This window comes from Bradyrhizobium sp. UFLA05-108 (genome assembly GCF_059803455.1).
The window spans coordinates 21,102-36,457 of the sequence record NZ_JBANAZ010000049.1 but is presented as its reverse complement, the minus strand read 5'-3'; the positions used below and the strand labels follow the sequence as shown (position 1 = coordinate 36,457).

The window sequence follows — 15,356 nt, the reverse complement described above, 5'->3', positions numbered from 1 at the left end:
CCCGTTCGCATGTTGCGAACGGGCGTGTCGTGATTCAGCTCAACTGATCAGGGATCAGTAATAGCGGCGCAGCACGCGCTGGCCGTGGTAGTGGTACGGCGCGTAACGATAGCCATAGCGCGGGCCGTAGCCATAGTGCACGCGCGGCAGATAGCCGTAGCGCGGACCGTAGCCGTAGCGATACGGACGGTAATACGGCCGGCGGTGATAGTAGGGATAGGCGCGCGCTGCGACGGTTGCGCCATAGCCGTAAGACCGCGGGCCGTAGTTCACGACTGCGTCTTCCTGATAGGTCGGATACGGCGCGAAGGCGCCTGGGCCGGTGTAGGTCGGGCCCTGGTTGACGTAGTAATACTGCGTGGCCGGGTCGGCGAGGCGATCAAAGCCCCAGCCGCCGCAGCCGGTGTTGCAGCCCGAATAGACCGGTGCAACCGGCGCCGCACAGGGGCTCCAGCCGCAGGCCATGGCAGGCGCCGCCCCCATCACCATCACGGCCGCCGCCGCGACCAATCCTGAAATCATCTGACGCATTACTCTCTCCTGTAGATTTTCCGTTTGTTGGATTTTGCTTGGGTGTTGATCTGCCTGGACTTACCTGTGCAGCTCATGATTGCCGGGCACCTGCGCGTGAGGCGACGGGCGAACACGACGATGCGGATCGACGTCGATCTGCGGTGCAAGGATCACCGGCGGCGGATTGGCCGGCACATCCACCTGAGGCGGCAGCGGCGCCGATTGCACGCCCCAGCTCCGGTAGTAGCTCTCTGCTGGTTGCGGCACCTTGCGGTTCGCGGGCGGCTCGACCTCGAGGCGGCCATAGCCGGGCTGCAAGCCCATGCTTGGATAATAATGGCCGACATCGCTCGGCTGCCGTTCGCCGACGTAGCGCCCGCCATAGATGGTGGGCTGCACCTGCACGTTCTTCGCCAGCCCCCATTCGCCTTCAACGACGGTATAGGAGGCATCGATGCCATTGATGATGATGGGCACGCCGGGACGGCCTGGAATCACGATATCGAAACCCTCGCCGGCAAGCGCCGTCGCGGGCAGTCCGACCAAAAGCGCAAGCAGCGCGACAGCGCGCATAAGAAGGTCCCGGGTTAATCGGCCGAGAACCTATCCGATCACCACGGTTAGAGTGTTAAGGCCTGCCGCTGAAATTCCGGTAAGCCTAACGCGTAAGGATGGGCGGGCGGTCAAATGCGCTCGTCGGCGCTATCGAAGCGTTAACGGCAGCCATCCGAGGCGCCCATCGCATGATCCATTGCAGTGCGGTTGCGTAGCAGCAAACAAACATCCTGCGCGGGTTCACGTCGATGTGACCCCACATGCGACAATCCGCGGAACCACGGCCGGACGTCGTACTTACCCAAGGTCTCAACCACATGGAGCAAATGCCATGACGAGCCTCAAACTTCTTGGCGCGGCGGCCCTTCTCGCGTCCGCGCTGGCGACACCCACCTTCGCGCAAACCATGACCGACAACCCGCGCTGCGCGGGTCTCTTCCAAGATCCCGCCTGCCAGGCCATGACGCCTGGCACGGCGACTGACCGGCACTATCGTCACCGCCATGCCGCCTATCGTCAGGCAAATCCGAATGATCAGACCGGCTTCTGGCCGGCCGATGCGGCAGGCGCTGCCGCCGGCGCTGCCGTCGGCACCGCGGCCGCCGTCACTGGCGCGGCCGTTGGCACCGCAGGCGCTATCGCAACAGCACCGTTCGGAGGTTGGAACAATTCCTACGCCTCTTATGACCAAGGTGGTCCCGCCTGGCACGGCGACTGGAACACCTATGCGGCCCGTAACGGCATCGTTTGCAGGCCCGGCACCTGGGTCAAGGGCGATGACGGCCGCCGGCACCTCTGCCAATAACGCCTTTCTTTTCAGCCCGAATGATACAGGCGGCCCTCGGGCCGCCTTTTTTTCGATCGAGCTGCGGCTCCCTTGAGACAGCGTCGGCGGGTTCTGGCTCTTTTCAGACAAGTCTGATATTGCGACCGCACCCAAGCGGACCCGCCGGCGCCATGCCGGTGGCATTTTCCCGGAAAGTGGCCGGCTTAGCTCAGCGGTAGAGCAGCGGTTTTGTAAACCGAAGGTCGGGGGTTCAATCCCCTCAGCCGGCACCATCGGTCTAGCCGACAATGCGGCCTTACCTACAGACCGGTTCCCCCCCCCATAGCGGGTGAAGGTCGACGGAAACAATGTTTCGTCGGTGGCTGCCAACTCGCCCTCTAGCCGGGCCTTCTCGGCGCGTGCTCCAACCGACGCTATCTCCTCAGCTTCGAACAGTCCTTTCTCGACCGCTCCTGTGAGGTTGTCGATAGCCTTCTGACATCCTGCGAGCTGGCGGTAAGCATTCACCTCTCGGCAAGCGAATTCCTGCGTGTCAGGAACACACCTCGATGAGTTTGCATTGGGCCTTTGCATTTCGATTTTTTGAGAGGTCCGATCATGCACCTGCTTTTTGGAATGGTCGCTATTGCGACAGTCCCGGCTTGGGTGGGGATACTCGCGAGCCCTGCTGCAGCACAGACCTTCGATGATAGATGGTCCCTCATTCCAAAGGCACACGCAGAGCCAGCTCCTGCCGAGACAAAGCAGGATCAGCGGCAAGTACAAACATCGACTGAACAGGAGGCGACACGAGAGCCGGAGGCTCGCTTACACGCTCGACCTTCCAACCGAGGCTTCTCCGGGAAAGCCTCCTACTATTCGTATTCAAAAGGAAAGACAGCGAGCGGCTCTTCCTTCAATCAGAATCTTCTAACCGCAGCGCATCGCAGCCTTCCGTTCGGCACCAAGGTCCGCGTGACCCATGGCGGAAGTAGCGTCATCGTCACCATTAATGACCGTGGCCCGTTCGTTCGTGGCCGCGTGCTCGATCTCTCGACTGCCGCCGCGCGCATCCTTGGGATCACGGATCGCGGAGTGGCCCAAGTTCGCGCTGAGGTGCTTTAGGGGACACTGCCGACGACCTCCGGCAGCCTGCTAAGAAGGTGCATCGCCGCCTCAATTGGTACGGGGCACGCTTCAGGCCGGCCATAAACTGCCTCATGTTGGATCTTACTAGGCCCCAGTAGAAGCCAATTCTCACCGCATTTCGTCGCAAGGGTACCTAGAACAAGAACCTTTGGGGGATGGCGAATGACAATTAAGAACGTCGTAGTTTCCTTGGAAGTCGAGTATCTACAAGACGCAGCGAAGCGGCGTGGGGTTTCGCGTACCAAGCTCGTTCAAATACTGATGGAGCGCGTTGTGCGAGACGAACTCGTTCCTGTCATCCTTGGCGATGAAGACCTCTCGCTAGCTTCACCACGTCAACAGAGCTACCGCCGGTTTCGGAAGCCGCACTGAAAGGCGCATTCGCAAGCTGTCTCAGCGATACCTGCGCGGCCCATTCAGTGTCTTCGCCGAACCCGCGGTTCATCGTTTCTCGTACCACCTCATCCATCCGACTTGACTGCCCTCGCTGCGCGCTCGCGCAGCAGGTCGGCTTCGAGATCAATGACGATGTGGTGCAACAGACGCGCGGCGAGCGGGTCCGTCACCTCCTGCGCCAAAATCCTGTAGCGGGCGATCTCGCTTTCACGCTCGTCGAAACCTGCATCTGTGTCCATCGCTGCACCCTCCAGCAGACTGACGCAAAGGGCCCGCAGATCGTTTCGCTAAAATTTTCCGATCATTTTTCATGGTTCACAGCTTGTAAATAATGCCGACTGGCGTTCGTCCCGAAGCAGCACAGTCTGGAGACGAGCATAAAGAACGGCCTCAGCATCTGGGGGCCCTGGTGGAGGCTTAATGCTGAGGCCGCACGTCCGCGCCGGTGTTGAAGCGGCACGTCGAGAAGGGTGCTCTGCTTCGCCGGTTCCCGCACTTGCCTATGTGAATCCGGCTGCGCCCGCTGATACGTCGCAGGCCTTACCCAATTTCACTTCCCCACCTCGAACGCCAGCAACACGTTGCCGGCGACGCCGCTCCATTGGCCGTAGCCGGAGTTGCTGTAAAGCATGCCGTCGACGATCACCGGACCCGGGCCGTCGATCGCGCCGCCGGACGCCGCAACGCCGTTGATGGCCTTGTAGTCCCGCGAGGTGTCGAACTCCCAAAGCAGTTTTGCATCCGCGGTCGCATAGGCGCGTAGGTAGCCGCTGACGCCGCCGGAGAACACGACGCCGGGAATGATGCTGATGGCAGCCGACAGCGCGGGGCTGCATTGCGGGCGCTCGCCGCAAGGCACCGGTGCCACCTCCATCGAGACTTTACCGCTCGCAAGATCGAGTGCGAACAGCCCGCCGCCCTGCGTGGAGTCGAGCCGCCGCGTGCCATCGCGCAGGAAACGCACGTCGGAGATCGCGACATAGATGCGGTCCTGGTCCGCGGCCGAGCCCCACTCGGTGCCACCCAGCGGACCACCCTTCCCGATCCGCGTCTGCCAGAGGATCTTGCCCTCGCTATCCGGATCGAGCGCGTGCACGACGCCCGATTTCTGGCCGATGACGAGGACGCGCTTGCCGTCGCGCATCTTCACCAGGATCGGCGACTGGCCGAAATCATGATCCGGACCGTGAGCGTCAGGACAATTGGTCTGGTCTGCGGCGAAGCAGGCCACGACAAAGGCATCCTTCGGCGTCGCCTGCTGCTTCCAAAGCAGCCGTCCGCTTGCGAGCTCGAACGCAAGCACCGCATCGCTGGTTGCGGCCGGCGGGTCCGAATAGGAATTGCTGGTCGCGACATAGATCGCGTTCCGCTCGATGTCGATCGTCGGCGCCGACCAGATAGCGGCGCCGGACGGACCATAGAGCTGCGTGCCGCGCGCATTCCTCGTCGTCGGCTGCGGCACCTCGGGGATCGTGTAGGCCTTCCAGATCAGCTTGCCGGTCGCCGCCTCCAGCGCGACGAGGCTGCCGCGGAAGGTGCAGCATTCGTAGTTCGGCTGCGATCCGGCTACCTCCTCGATCGAAGAGACCGGCACGTAAAGCACGCCGGAATAAAGCACCGGAGCGCCGGTGATCCGGGCGGCCGGATGCTCTTCGACGTTCACTTTCCAGATCAGTGCGCCGGTCAGCGCATTGACGGCATAGGCGCTGGCGCGGCCATCGCCGAAAAATACCGCGAACTGATCCGTGCCCGGGACCTGCCCGAAGCTGATCGCCGCGCGGACCGCGAGGTCCGGTGCAAATGTCCACACCGTGCAGCCGCGCTTCGCATCCAGCGCCCGCACCTTGCGATCGGCGCCGCCAACGAACAGCAGCCCGCCGGCGACCGTCGGCTGCGCGAAGGCGAGTGTCGCGCCGGGAAATGCATACACCCATTTCAACGTCAGATGCGGCACCTGCTCCGCCGTCAGCCCGGCCATTCCCGCCGGCTGGAAGCGGCTGTTGTTGAGATCGGCGCCCCAGCCATTCCAGCGCGGCCCGTCGATGCTTTGCGGAAAGGCGGTGACGGCTTGCGTGCAGCGGCCGGACGCGTCGGCCGCCGCGGCCCCGCCGCTAACGGCCAGCTTGCCGGTGACAAAGGATGCGATCGCCTTGCGCTCGTCATCGCTGCGCCCCTGCGCCATCGCGGCCATGCTGCCGGTGCTGAGCGCTGCCAGCACATGCTCGAACGACATCGCCTGCATCGCGCTGCGAGGCGGCACCCGGCTCTGTGCGTCGCTGCCGTCGTGGCACTGCGCGCAATGTGTGGCGTAAAGCGCGGCGCCATCCTGCGCGATCGCAGGAGCGCCACAGGAGATCAGCAACAAGGCCACGATCGCGTCCAGCTTCATCGTTCCCCCCGGGCAGGAGCAGCGAGGCGAAATTCCATCACGCAAGAGGAAGTGTAGTGCGAAGGCATCGACGAGCGCAACCGACGTCGTGGCGACATCGGTCAAACGGCCCTTCCAGTGTCTCCTGTCTCACCGGACAGATCGGCGAGCCGCCACAGCCCGAGGCTCTTGTCTCGCCAGCCGCCTCCGCCCTCCTCGCAGCGTTCGTTGATCACCTCCAGCGGCGCAGGCCAGCCGAACGGCGCTCGCTCGAGATTCAATGCGCGCCAGTCGCCATCCTCGCAGTCGAGGTTGTCCTGCCACGCCGGAAAAGTGGTGGCCAGCAGGAAACGCGCACCACTGGCGCGGAAACGTCCCAGGGCGCGGGAGATGTTCTGAAAGCTCAGGTGCACCAAACAATCCCGGCACAGAATGACGTCGGCCTGAGGCAGCTCGTCTCGCGTGATGTCAGCGCTAATGAAACGACCCAGGAGTTCGCCCTGCGCAACCTGCCTGCGGTTGGCTTCGATCAGTGACGGCACGATATCGACTCCGATGTAGTCGACATCGAGCCCGCATCTGCCGATCCAGCCGGCATCCCCGCACGGCGCATCGAGCAGCGAGCGCACGCCGAGCCGTCGCAGCAAAGGCGGCAGCGCTCCCTTGATCGCGGCTGTGGCCGGGTCTTCGGAGCCGAGCCCCGAGACCGAGGTCGGAGCGCCCCACAGATTGGTACGGACGATGCGCTCGAACCGTCCGGCAAGATCGAGACCGGCAAAGTTCTCGCGATCGGCAACGAAGCGCTGATGGGCGAGCACGGGCGGACGATCCGGGATCATCGGGCAAGGCCTCGAGAAAGATGTACGGCAAGTCAAATTTCCGTCGCAGGCGCATTATACAGGCGGCGCTTCCCGATCGGAATCCTTCTTGAAGAGAGCCGAGTGATGATCACGCGACGAACCACCCTTGCAGGTCTGGCCTTGCTCTCGCTGTCGCCTGCGGCACGCGCCGAGCCCGGTAACGACACCTTGACGCGCTATGCCGCGGAAGTTTCCGGAAAACGCCCCGCAGTGATTCTGCTCCACGGCTCGCGCGGCATCGAGCTCAGGCGTCGCGCCTATGAGCGGTACGCCGACGCGCTTTCGGCCAAGGGCATCGATGCCTATTTGCTCCGCTACATGACCGAGCGCGACACCGCGACGCTCATCTCCAAGACCAGCACGAAGGCGAGCCGCGAGACTTTCGAGGCGACGCGGTTCGACGGCTGGTCGGACACGGTCTCCGCCACCGTGACAACCATCCTGGGGCAGCCCGACAGCTCGGGGCGTGTCGGCCTCTTGGGCTTTTCGCTCGGCGGCTTCATCGCCGCCAACACGGCCGCGCGCGACGAGCGCATCGCCGCGCTCGCCGTGCTCTATGGCGGCATGCCCGATGCGATGGCCGGCAAGGTCAAGCACCTGCCGCCGATGATCGAGCTGCACGGCGAGGCCGACCAGAACGTGCCGATCGCGAACGGAAAGAAATTGATCGAGCTCGCGAAATCCGTCGGGGCGGAAGCCGAGTTCGTGCCCTATCCCGGCAAGCCGCACGGCTTTGACTTCTCCGACACCGATCCGATGACCGCGGATGCGATCGACCGCATCAGCCGGTTCTTTCAGGCAAGGCTCGCGGGCTGAATCACGCAAGCCCCTCAAGCCGGCTTCTGCCACTCCATAATGTGGAAATAGGGTACGCGGCGATGCAACGCGTTCCTTTCGGGATCCCCGCCCGTGGGCTGAGGCTCGCTGAACAGGCGCAACTGCAGACCATGATCGAGCAGCAGCGTCATGTAGGTGCTCAGCGGACGGTGCCAGTTCTGGATCCGGATGCCGCGCCAGGCAATCCAGTTCGCCCGCTCGTCCATGTAGTGATCGATCGGGAATCGCAAGGTACCCCCGCCATCGCGGATCCATCCTTCCGGCGGGCCGGCGGTGTTGAAGCTCGTCAAATTCGCGATCAGGAGCATGCCGCCCGGCCGCAGCGCCGCCACCATCTTCGCGATTCCCGTGCCGAGATCCGGTATATCGATCAGGCTGAGATAGCTGACAACCAGGTCGAAGGACGCATCGACATCCATCGTTTCGGCGCGGCCGAGCCGATAGTCGCCATGCGGGTCCAACTCTCTGGCGCGCGCGAGCAGCGCCTCGGTCGGATCGATGCCGGTGGTTGCGATGCCGGCACGCTGCATGATGCGGCAGAAGCGCCCCTCTCCGCAGCCGACATCCAGCGCACGATGGAAGCCGCGTCCCTCGATCCGCGCCCGCATCGGCGCGTCCAGCACGAAGCGGCGGCCGTAGTCCCCGTCGTCCCCCTGCTCCACGATCCATGCGGAAGCAGAAGCTGCCCAGCCGTCGCTGACATCGTCGCTCATGGATGTCCTTGAGGAATGGATGTTGACCGCTGCTTCGCGGGGACGGCCATTAACCACACGTTGGATCGAAGTTCAACATGAGCTAATTTGCGTGCCGCATGCGCCCTGTCACCGCCCGAGAGAGAGCCAAGATCACCGCTGGTGCGGTCGCCGCCGTCGTTGCGACGGGCATGCTGTTCGCGGTCGTGTTGGCTCTTTTGATGACTCCGCCATAAGCTGTGCGGCGCACCCGGCGGCGCAAGGGCCGCCGGGTCATTTGCGCTGCCGGATTTAGCCGGCGCGCACCGTCGAGAGGAATTTGCCGACTTCGAGCTTCAGCCGGTTGCTGTCGGTCGCCAGCATCTTCGCGGTCGAGAGCACCTGCGAGGACGCCGAGCCGGTCTCGGCGGCGCCGCGCTGCACGTCATTGATATTCGAGGACACCTGGTGGGTGCCGTGGGCGGCCTGCTGAACGTTGCGTGCGATCTCCTGCGTCGCGGCGCCCTGCTCTTCGACCGCCGCGGCAATCGTCGAGGACACCTCCGACAGCCGCTCGATGGTCGCCGAGATCTCGCGGATCGCCGTCACCGAATCCTGGGTGGCGGTCTGTATGCCGGAAATCTGCTGACTGATCTCGCCGGTCGCCTTCGCGGTCTGCTCGGCCAACGATTTGACCTCGGAGGCGACGACCGCAAAGCCGCGGCCGGCCTCACCGGCCCGCGCTGCCTCGATGGTGGCGTTCAGCGCAAGCAGATTGGTCTGGCCGGCAATCGTGTTGATCAACTCGACCACGTCGCCGATCCGTGTGGCCGCGGTCGAGAGCTGGCTGACCCGCTCGGTGGTCGAGCGCGCCTGGCCCACCGCATCGATCGCCATCCGCGCGGATTCCTGTACCTGGCGGCTGATCTCGTTGACCGAGGACGACAGCTCCTCGGTCGCGGTGGCGACCGACTGAACGTTGCCGGTGGCTTCGCCGGAGGCCACCGCGACGACCGAGGGTGAGTTGCTGCGCACGCTGCGCCGTGGTCGCGAGCGTCGAGGAGGACGCTTCGAGCTCGGTGGAGGCGGAGCCGACAGTGTCGATGATCTCGCCGACTGCGCGCTCGAATCCGTCGGCAAGATCGACCATATCGCGCCGGCGCTGCGCGGCGGCCTGCCGCTCGGTGTCCTCCTGGGCCTTCTTGAGGCGCTCGACCTCGAGCGCATTGGTCTTGAAAATCTCGACCGTCTTCGCCATCTCGCCGATCTCGTCGCGACGGTCCTTCTCGGGCACCTCGGTTGAAAGATCGTTCCGGGCCAATCCTTCCATCGCAAGCTTGAGCCGGGCAATCGGCTGCGACATCGCCTTGAGGCCGATGAAGAGCGCGATGACGACGCCGAGGAGCAGACCGGCGGCGCTGACACCGATCACGGTCGTAGTGGAAGCGTGGGCCTGAAGGCCGATCTCTTCCTTGCGCTTGATGACGCGCTCGGCGGTCTCGGCTGCGAACTTCGCGATGTCGGCAAGCGCAACGTCCAGCGCCGGATCGCATTCCTTGTGGGCGCGATCGGCGACCCTGGCATTCTCTTCCGGTGTGCTTGCCTTGGCGCCAGCCTCCAGCACCGGATCGCACGCGGCAAACACGCCCTTCAGCTTGTCGCCGATGGCGCGGATTTCGCCGGCACGGCCTGCATCCTCCTTGATCGCGGCTTCGAGAAAGCCGGGAATCGAGCCGCGATTTTCGCTAGCGATTTTCAGCCGCCTGGCGTTCCCCTCCTCGGAAGTCTCGGTCATCACGGCATAAAGGGCAGCGTGATAGGTCTCCATTCGGCGCTGCGCGCGGGTGAGGCTTAGCGCCGCCGACTGTGCGTCCGACAGCTCCGCGAAATTGTCCACCGTCGAGGAAAGCTGGACGGCGCTGAATGCCGCAACGCCCAGGAGCGCACAGCCCAGCACCGTAACGATCAGACCGACTTTCAAGACAATTTTCAGATTATTCAAAAAGCGCATCACAATTCATCCGATTTGGAGCATCCACAGCGTTCCCGGCGCGGAACCCAATGGAACCGACGGACGTTAAGATTTGATACAAAATGCCGCGCGTAAAATTACGGGAAGATGGCTTTTGGTGCGGGCTTTGTAAGCTTCGTGTAATTTTTCTATGTCTGTGGCGACATCGGCTGGATCGCACGCGACATGAAAGCGGTACGTCCAAAGCCCTTCCAGTCGGTGTGCTCGACAAGGTCCCAGCCGAGCCGCTGATAAAACCCCGCGGCGCTGGTCGTGTAGAGGAAGATCCGTGCAAAGCCGCGCAGGCAGGCCTGCGCCTCGATCGCGCGCACCAGAGCGGCGCCTGCCCCATGCCGCCGATGCTCGGGCGCCACGAACAATCCTGCAAGCCACGGCGAGACCTGGTGATTGGGCTCGATTTCGGAAGGCACCAGCAGGCAGGTGCCGACCGGCACCGTCCCGCGCTTGGCGATCAAGGCTACCTGCCGCGTCTGGTCCGCCGCGAACCGATTGAGCGTGCGTCGCTCCTGCTCGACGGTCGCCTCGAGCACCGCAAACGTCTCCGCGCGCCAGCGCGCGCAGATATCGATATCAGGCGTGTCGGGGTTGACGATGGAGGTCTCTATCTCGGCCGTTTCTATCTCGGTCATGGCGCCAAATAAGAACCGAGGCCGCACGAACGCGCAAGCTGTGCGTAGATACAGCTACAGCCTGAGCGAGGGCGCCGTCGTTGCTCAGGTCGGGGACGCTTCCGTCCTCTCCTCGTGGCGGTCCTGCGCGCGCGCCAGATCATCGGCGAACTGGAGCACGAGCCGCCGCTTGTCGGGCGGCAGCAACAGAAATGCGCGCACTAGGCGCAGGCCCTCGGCCTCTTCCAGCCATTCGTCCTTCGGTTTCATTGCCACAGTTTCGTGCGATCGGGAAAAATATGCAATCCCTGCAAGCATGCCTTGATTCGGAGCAGCCGGTTTGCTGGAATAGGGCGGGCAGAGGTGGACCATGAAGTGGATCAGGGAACGCGATGCGCTGATCGCGCAGACATTGGCCTTTGTTCAATCCGTGACCGGTCGGAAGGAGGAGCAGCTCCCGACGGGGCCTGATTCCGTGCCCCCTCCGACGGCCGTGGAGGTCGCTTCCGTGATGGCGGTCGAAGAGACCCGTGAGGTCGAGCAGCCGCCGCAGGCGGAGCCGCCGCCCCAGGCCTTCCAAGTCGCGCCGCCCAGGAGATCGGGCGATTTCCGCAGCGAAGTGCAGGCGCGGGTTGCCAACTTCCGCAAGCATCAGGAGCGTTTCGAGCGCGAGCGCGAGGAGTTTTGCCAGTCGACCCTCGCCAAGGTCAGGGACGCCATCAGCACTCCCCCGCCTCGGCCGCCGGCCTCAGGCCACTAGAGCCAGGACCAGACCAGCAGCAGATTGGCCGCACAGGCGCCGAACAGCGCCAGTATGAGCGGCAGGAGCATGTGCTCGCAGGAGGTTTTCAGGCCAGTCGTCATGGCCAGAAACATCCGCTGATTCCAGCCGAGGAGTCCCAAGGATTCTTTTTCCTGGGATTCAGGACTCGTTTACGACTCACGCCCGGACGTCCCATTCACGGATCCGTGATCACTCGCCGTCCAATAAAGCCAGGCTGAAACCCTCAATCCGCTCAAGCGTTAAGGCCGTTGCGGGAGGCAGGACCGATGCCGTACGCGCTGTTTTGCAACGACGCCCAACTCAGCAAGGCCTACCCAAGCGAGGCCGATGTCTGGAAATTCGCGCAGCAGAGTGGTCTGGTCGTGGACGTCGCCACCGACGAGGACAGGCCGGGGCCGCGCCGCGTCCTGGACAATGACTACGAAATCAAGCCGTGCCGCATTGGTCCCGATGAGGATCCGGCCAAGAACAAGTCAGACGCCGAGCGGCAATCCCGATTGGAGCTGCAGTTCAATTCGTGAAGATGCGCATCAGGGCGTTGCGACCGCTAGCGATGCCTGCTCGCCCGACAACACCACGCACGCCTTGCGCCGATGCAGGCCGCGGATCGCGCCCGTGACCTTCAGCACCCGGCCCAGTCCGCAGGAGAAATCCTGCACGAAGGCCACCTCATAGGGCGCCAATACCAGCGGTTCGGATTTGAGGATCGTCTGTGCCGAGCACGGCAGCGTGACGAATAACGAGATCACCACCGACGCCAAGATACGCATGTTCGTCATCCCACCCAGCCCGGCAATCAATAATAACGCGTTCCGGCAGCGTGTTCCCTAAGAGGCAAAAATTATTTTTGCTTTACCGCATGCCCATGACGCTGGTGAGACCGTGCTGGTGAGACGAGCTTCCGAAAAAACAAAGGCCGGCGGAGCCGGCCTTTGCAGTGTGTCGTTTGCTGCCTGAGGATCAGTAGCGCGTGGCCGCCGGACCGCCCCAGCCGAAGCGGTAGTTCACGCCGACCTTGACGGTATGCTCGTCCTCCTTGCCGCGGACGCCGACGACGTCGGCCGGGCCGGCGGTGACGGTGGTGCTGCCGAAATTATAATACTGGTACTCGGCCTTGGCCGACCAGTTCGGCGCGAACATGTATTCGAGCCCGGCACCCACGGTGTAACCGTCCTTGTTGTTGCCGGTGGTGCTGACCGCGGTGGGTACGCCGCCGACGCTGGCGCCGAAATTGTTGTTGCGCCAGGCATAGCCGCCCTTGGCGTAGACCAGCGCCGGGCCCCAGGTGTAACCGATGCGGCCGGTGACCGAGCCGAGCTGGTCGGTGTTGGAGGTCACGAGCGTGCCGGCCGGAAACAGGACGCCATTATTGTTGGACGGCAGCCACGAGTACTGGGCCTCGAGACCCACGACCCAATTGGGCGCGAACTGATAGTCGAAGCCGCCCTGCACGCCACCGAGGAAGCGGGCGTCGGTCGACTGGAAGGTGTTGTCGCCGGCGAACGCACCGCCGACATGGCCACCGATGTAGAAACCGGTCCAGTTATAGATCACCTGCGGCGGCGTATACTCCGGGGCCTTGGTGTAAGGACGCGCCGGAATGTCGGCTGCGGCGGCTGGCGCTGCCAGCGCGAGCACAGTGGCTGCGCCAAGCAAGAACGTCTTCATGGATGATCCCCGTTATCTCGAATTCACCCTCAGCAAACAACGTGGCCTGAATTTGGTTGCTTCGCGGCGATGCCGGAGCCTTGATCGTTCGGTGTCTAATGAGGCCCGCAACAACGGCTTTTTGTTCCCCAGCGTTCCCTCGTCACGACAGATTTTTTCGCTCGCGCGCACACTGCCGTAACTATTTGTCGCAAGAACAAACAACCCCGTTCAAGGCTCCCCGAAATGTGATCAGAGGCTTCCAGCCGCTCCTGTCCTAGCAGGCACAGGTGAAGACGTGCTTTGCGCTACCGCGTCATCTTTTCCAGTTCTGGAAAGGGTGCGTAAACCGCACCCGCGCACATCTCGCCGGCCCGCTCGGTGACACGGTCGGCGCGTCCATTGACGTAGATGATCGCCCGCTCGCGCATCGCCCTGTAGCTGCCATCGCTCTCGCGCGGGGTGAAGTGCAGACAGCTCACATAGAATGGCCGGCCACCGACCGTGCGCAGCACCGGATCCGCCATGGCGGCGTCGCGCACGCCGACCGGGTCGTTCAGATAGCTGCGCATGATGGCGAGCGCTTCGCTGCGGAAATTGTCCGGAAAGGGCTGCTGCGCTGGATTTCCCGCATCGTCCACCATGGACGGCCGGCCTCCGTCGCTACCGAAGCAGGCCGCAAGTACCAGCGGCAGCACCAGGACGCTCACGCGTTTTGCCAATTCCCCCACGACTCCCTCTCGACCCGACGCAACGTTCGTTCTAGCGGCAAGGTCGGGCCGAGGGAATTCGCTTCTCGCTTCCAAAACGGCTTAACCGGCCCGCCTCCATCGTTCACGCTTTCGCGAGGCCGATGGCAGTCGGGCCGGCCTGAACCCTGCGCGCGGTGGCGGGGCAATGTGGGTCGCCACCGCGCGGGACCAGTTGCTAGCTGCGCTTCTCGGTCGTCACCGGCGCGCCCGGCTTGGAGACGTCGGGCTGGGCCTTCGGCTGCTTCTTGGCCGAAAGCATCTTGTGATGATGACGATGCTTGTGGACCGACTTGTGCTCGCTCGGAGCGATGGCGGCGTTCGCGTTCATCGCCTTCGTCTTGGTGTCGAGTTTGGCACCAGTCTTCGCGTCGGTCTTGACGCTGGTCTTGGCGTCAGCCTTGACGCCCTGCTCCGACTTGATCACCGGGGCCTGCGTGGCGGTCTTGCCGGACTCCGCGGCGAAGGCCGGAGCGGCGATGACGGAAGCTGCAAGGAAGGCTGCGGAAATGGTCTTCAACATGGTGTTGTCTCCTCTTTGAAGGATCTTGAGGCGGCGCCCTCTCGCCGACCCTTCGATCATGGGACAGACGTTAGGCGGGGCGCACTGAACCCATTCTGAAGCACGCGAATGGCTTCCATTCATCTCGATGACATCTTTGTCATGTTTCCGGCCGGCGGCCGGGTCACCTCTGTTCCGTGAATAAGCCGAACGGCCGGGAATGTTTTTGCGCCGCGGGTGTTCCCGTCTTGAGGCAATCGTGTAGGATCGCCGCATTCCATACGGGAGAGATAGATGAGCAAAGTTGCAAAGCTTCTGGTTCCGGCACTCCTCTGCATGACGCTGGTCGCCGTGCCGGCAATTCAGAGCGCCTATGCCAACGGCAGCGATAGCCCCTCCGGCTCCGGGTCATCAGATACGACGCCGACCAAGAAAAAGAAGAAGAGCTCCTCTGTCAGCGATCCCAAATTCCTCGCCGCCTATCGCACGGCCTACACCACAATCTATGATCGCCACGACTATGCGAGCGCGATCGACCAGCTCAAGACGCTCAAGCGCGACGACGTCGCCGACGTCGCCAACCTGATCGGCTACTCCTACCGCAAGCTCGGCGACTACAAGCAGTCGCAGGCCTATTACGAGCTGGCCCTCAAGGACGATGCGAACCACGTGCGCACCTGGCAGTATTACGGGCTCTGGCAGCTCGAACAGGGCAACCGCGAACAGGCGCAGTATCACCTGAACAAGATTGCCTCGCTCGTCGGCACCGGCAGCGAGGAATATCGCTCGCTTGCCGCGGCGCTCGACAAGCCGACGGGCGCGACGCTCGTCTACTGAGGGCTGCTCCACTTTAGAGACCGATGAGCCGGTGCAACCCTCGGGGGTTGCGCCGGCTCTGTTTTGTCGGCTAGCCTTCGCA

The 15,356-nt window shown here is 63.3% G+C and carries 17 protein-coding genes, 1 tRNA gene and 2 pseudogenes; 7 read left to right on the top strand and 13 right to left on the bottom strand.

Going from position 1 to position 15,356, the window contains the following annotated elements:
* Positions 1-54: 54 nt before the first annotated feature.
* Together SO140_RS30220 and SO140_RS30215 are read right to left on the bottom strand one after the other, a co-directional pair.
* On the bottom strand, positions 55-531 hold the full coding sequence (locus SO140_RS30220; RefSeq protein ID WP_449381220.1) for a hypothetical protein: 477 nt from the start codon (positions 529-531) through the stop codon (positions 55-57).
* A 60-nt stretch (positions 532-591) separates the two neighbouring features.
* On the bottom strand, positions 592-1,086 hold the full coding sequence (locus SO140_RS30215; RefSeq protein WP_449381219.1) for a hypothetical protein: 495 nt from the start codon (positions 1,084-1,086) through the stop codon (positions 592-594).
* A gap of 313 nt (positions 1,087-1,399) precedes the next feature.
* On the opposite strand from SO140_RS30215, the gene SO140_RS30210 reads away from it, so the two are divergent.
* From SO140_RS30210 to SO140_RS30200, 3 genes and pseudogenes are all read left to right on the top strand, one after another.
* The gene (locus tag SO140_RS30210) at positions 1,400-1,873 is read left to right on the top strand and encodes a hypothetical protein (protein WP_449381218.1); all 474 of its coding nucleotides are present in this window, start codon (positions 1,400-1,402) and stop codon (positions 1,871-1,873) included.
* Positions 1,874-2,052: 179 nt separating this feature from the next.
* Positions 2,053-2,127, top strand: a tRNA-Thr gene (locus SO140_RS30205).
* 556 nt (positions 2,128-2,683) lie between these two features.
* A pseudogene (locus SO140_RS30200) lies at positions 2,684-2,959 on the top strand (septal ring lytic transglycosylase RlpA family protein); the annotation flags it as partial.
* 485 nt (positions 2,960-3,444) lie between these two features.
* Here SO140_RS30200 and SO140_RS30195 read toward each other — a convergent pair.
* The 3 genes from SO140_RS30195 to SO140_RS30185 form a co-directional block, all read right to left on the bottom strand.
* Complete coding sequence (locus tag SO140_RS30195) at positions 3,445-3,618, bottom strand: hypothetical protein (RefSeq protein ID WP_449381217.1); 174 nt, start codon at positions 3,616-3,618, stop codon at positions 3,445-3,447.
* A gap of 311 nt (positions 3,619-3,929) precedes the next feature.
* A complete protein-coding gene (locus tag SO140_RS30190) occupies positions 3,930-5,768 on the bottom strand; it encodes an outer membrane protein assembly factor BamB family protein (RefSeq protein WP_498543524.1) in 1,839 nt (612 codons plus the stop codon).
* A gap of 101 nt (positions 5,769-5,869) precedes the next feature.
* A complete protein-coding gene (locus SO140_RS30185) occupies positions 5,870-6,586 on the bottom strand; it encodes a class I SAM-dependent methyltransferase (RefSeq protein ID WP_449381215.1) in 717 nt (238 codons plus the stop codon).
* 105 nt (positions 6,587-6,691) lie between these two features.
* Between SO140_RS30185 and SO140_RS30180 the strand changes: the two genes are divergently transcribed.
* A complete protein-coding gene (locus tag SO140_RS30180; protein ID WP_449381214.1) occupies positions 6,692-7,423 on the top strand; it encodes a dienelactone hydrolase family protein in 732 nt (243 codons plus the stop codon).
* Positions 7,424-7,437: 14 nt separating this feature from the next.
* Here SO140_RS30180 and SO140_RS30175 read toward each other — a convergent pair whose 3' ends face one another.
* The 4 genes and pseudogenes from SO140_RS30175 to SO140_RS30160 form a co-directional block, all read right to left on the bottom strand.
* Positions 7,438-8,157 carry a class I SAM-dependent methyltransferase gene (locus tag SO140_RS30175; protein ID WP_449381213.1) on the bottom strand — a complete coding sequence of 240 codons (720 nt, stop codon included), beginning with the start codon at positions 8,155-8,157 and terminating at the stop codon, positions 7,438-7,440.
* A gap of 270 nt (positions 8,158-8,427) precedes the next feature.
* Positions 8,428-10,126 (bottom strand): annotated as a pseudogene (locus tag SO140_RS30170) (methyl-accepting chemotaxis protein).
* A 149-nt stretch (positions 10,127-10,275) separates the two neighbouring features.
* Positions 10,276-10,776, bottom strand: a complete 501-nt coding sequence (locus SO140_RS30165) for a GNAT family N-acetyltransferase (RefSeq protein ID WP_449381212.1) — start codon at positions 10,774-10,776, stop codon at positions 10,276-10,278.
* A gap of 84 nt (positions 10,777-10,860) precedes the next feature.
* Positions 10,861-11,025 (bottom strand): hypothetical protein, encoded by a 165-nt coding sequence (locus SO140_RS30160; protein ID WP_449381211.1) that lies wholly within the window; start codon positions 11,023-11,025, stop codon positions 10,861-10,863.
* A 100-nt stretch (positions 11,026-11,125) separates the two neighbouring features.
* Between SO140_RS30160 and SO140_RS30155 the strand changes: the two genes are divergently transcribed.
* A complete protein-coding gene (locus tag SO140_RS30155; RefSeq protein ID WP_449381210.1) occupies positions 11,126-11,515 on the top strand; it encodes a hypothetical protein in 390 nt (129 codons plus the stop codon).
* Between the two features lie 290 nt (positions 11,516-11,805).
* Complete coding sequence (locus SO140_RS30150) at positions 11,806-12,060, top strand: hypothetical protein (RefSeq protein WP_449381209.1); 255 nt, start codon at positions 11,806-11,808, stop codon at positions 12,058-12,060.
* 9 nt (positions 12,061-12,069) lie between these two features.
* On the opposite strand, the gene SO140_RS30145 is transcribed toward SO140_RS30150, so the two are convergent.
* The 4 genes from SO140_RS30145 to SO140_RS30130 all read right to left on the bottom strand — a co-directional run bounded on the left by SO140_RS30145 (position 12,070) and on the right by SO140_RS30130 (position 14,458).
* Positions 12,070-12,309 carry a hypothetical protein gene (locus SO140_RS30145; protein ID WP_449381208.1) on the bottom strand — a complete coding sequence of 80 codons (240 nt, stop codon included), beginning with the start codon at positions 12,307-12,309 and terminating at the stop codon, positions 12,070-12,072.
* Between the two features lie 190 nt (positions 12,310-12,499).
* Positions 12,500-13,207: an outer membrane protein gene (locus SO140_RS30140; RefSeq protein ID WP_449381207.1), complete on the bottom strand. Its 708-nt coding sequence runs from the start codon at positions 13,205-13,207 to the stop codon at positions 12,500-12,502.
* Between the two features lie 287 nt (positions 13,208-13,494).
* Positions 13,495-13,917: a hypothetical protein gene (locus SO140_RS30135; protein ID WP_449381206.1), complete on the bottom strand. Its 423-nt coding sequence runs from the start codon at positions 13,915-13,917 to the stop codon at positions 13,495-13,497.
* Positions 13,918-14,113: 196 nt separating this feature from the next.
* Positions 14,114-14,458, bottom strand: a complete 345-nt coding sequence (locus tag SO140_RS30130) for a His-rich protein BRANT (RefSeq protein WP_449381205.1) — start codon at positions 14,456-14,458, stop codon at positions 14,114-14,116.
* Between the two features lie 273 nt (positions 14,459-14,731).
* Between SO140_RS30130 and SO140_RS30125 the strand changes: the two genes are divergently transcribed.
* The gene (locus SO140_RS30125; protein WP_449381204.1) at positions 14,732-15,274 is read left to right on the top strand and encodes a tetratricopeptide repeat protein; all 543 of its coding nucleotides are present in this window, start codon (positions 14,732-14,734) and stop codon (positions 15,272-15,274) included.
* Positions 15,275-15,356: the final 82 nt, after the last annotated feature.

What these genes read in the sequence shown, in the direction of transcription:
- SO140_RS30160 (WP_449381211.1), bottom strand. Translation starts at nt 11,025, where the DNA reads ATGAAACCGAAGGACGAATGGCTGGAAGAGGCCGAGGGCCTGCGCCTA.
- SO140_RS30130 (WP_449381205.1), bottom strand. Translation starts at nt 14,458, where the DNA reads ATGTTGAAGACCATTTCCGCAGCCTTCCTTGCAGCTTCCGTCATCGCC.
- SO140_RS30150 (WP_449381209.1), top strand. Translation starts at nt 11,806, where the DNA reads ATGCCGTACGCGCTGTTTTGCAACGACGCCCAACTCAGCAAGGCCTAC.
- SO140_RS30125 (WP_449381204.1), top strand. Translation starts at nt 14,732, where the DNA reads ATGAGCAAAGTTGCAAAGCTTCTGGTTCCGGCACTCCTCTGCATGACG.
- SO140_RS30145 (WP_449381208.1), bottom strand. Translation starts at nt 12,309, where the DNA reads ATGCGTATCTTGGCGTCGGTGGTGATCTCGTTATTCGTCACGCTGCCG.
- SO140_RS30140 (WP_449381207.1), bottom strand. Translation starts at nt 13,207, where the DNA reads ATGAAGACGTTCTTGCTTGGCGCAGCCACTGTGCTCGCGCTGGCAGCG.
- SO140_RS30215 (WP_449381219.1), bottom strand. Translation starts at nt 1,086, where the DNA reads ATGCGCGCTGTCGCGCTGCTTGCGCTTTTGGTCGGACTGCCCGCGACG.
- SO140_RS30175 (WP_449381213.1), bottom strand. Translation starts at nt 8,157, where the DNA reads ATGAGCGACGATGTCAGCGACGGCTGGGCAGCTTCTGCTTCCGCATGG.
- SO140_RS30220 (WP_449381220.1), bottom strand. Translation starts at nt 531, where the DNA reads ATGCGTCAGATGATTTCAGGATTGGTCGCGGCGGCGGCCGTGATGGTG.
- SO140_RS30180 (WP_449381214.1), top strand. Translation starts at nt 6,692, where the DNA reads ATGATCACGCGACGAACCACCCTTGCAGGTCTGGCCTTGCTCTCGCTG.
- SO140_RS30210 (WP_449381218.1), top strand. Translation starts at nt 1,400, where the DNA reads ATGACGAGCCTCAAACTTCTTGGCGCGGCGGCCCTTCTCGCGTCCGCG.
- SO140_RS30185 (WP_449381215.1), bottom strand. Translation starts at nt 6,586, where the DNA reads ATGATCCCGGATCGTCCGCCCGTGCTCGCCCATCAGCGCTTCGTTGCC.
- SO140_RS30190 (WP_498543524.1), bottom strand. Translation starts at nt 5,768, where the DNA reads ATGAAGCTGGACGCGATCGTGGCCTTGTTGCTGATCTCCTGTGGCGCT.
- SO140_RS30165 (WP_449381212.1), bottom strand. Translation starts at nt 10,776, where the DNA reads ATGACCGAGATAGAAACGGCCGAGATAGAGACCTCCATCGTCAACCCC.
- SO140_RS30155 (WP_449381210.1), top strand. Translation starts at nt 11,126, where the DNA reads ATGAAGTGGATCAGGGAACGCGATGCGCTGATCGCGCAGACATTGGCC.
- SO140_RS30195 (WP_449381217.1), bottom strand. Translation starts at nt 3,618, where the DNA reads ATGGACACAGATGCAGGTTTCGACGAGCGTGAAAGCGAGATCGCCCGC.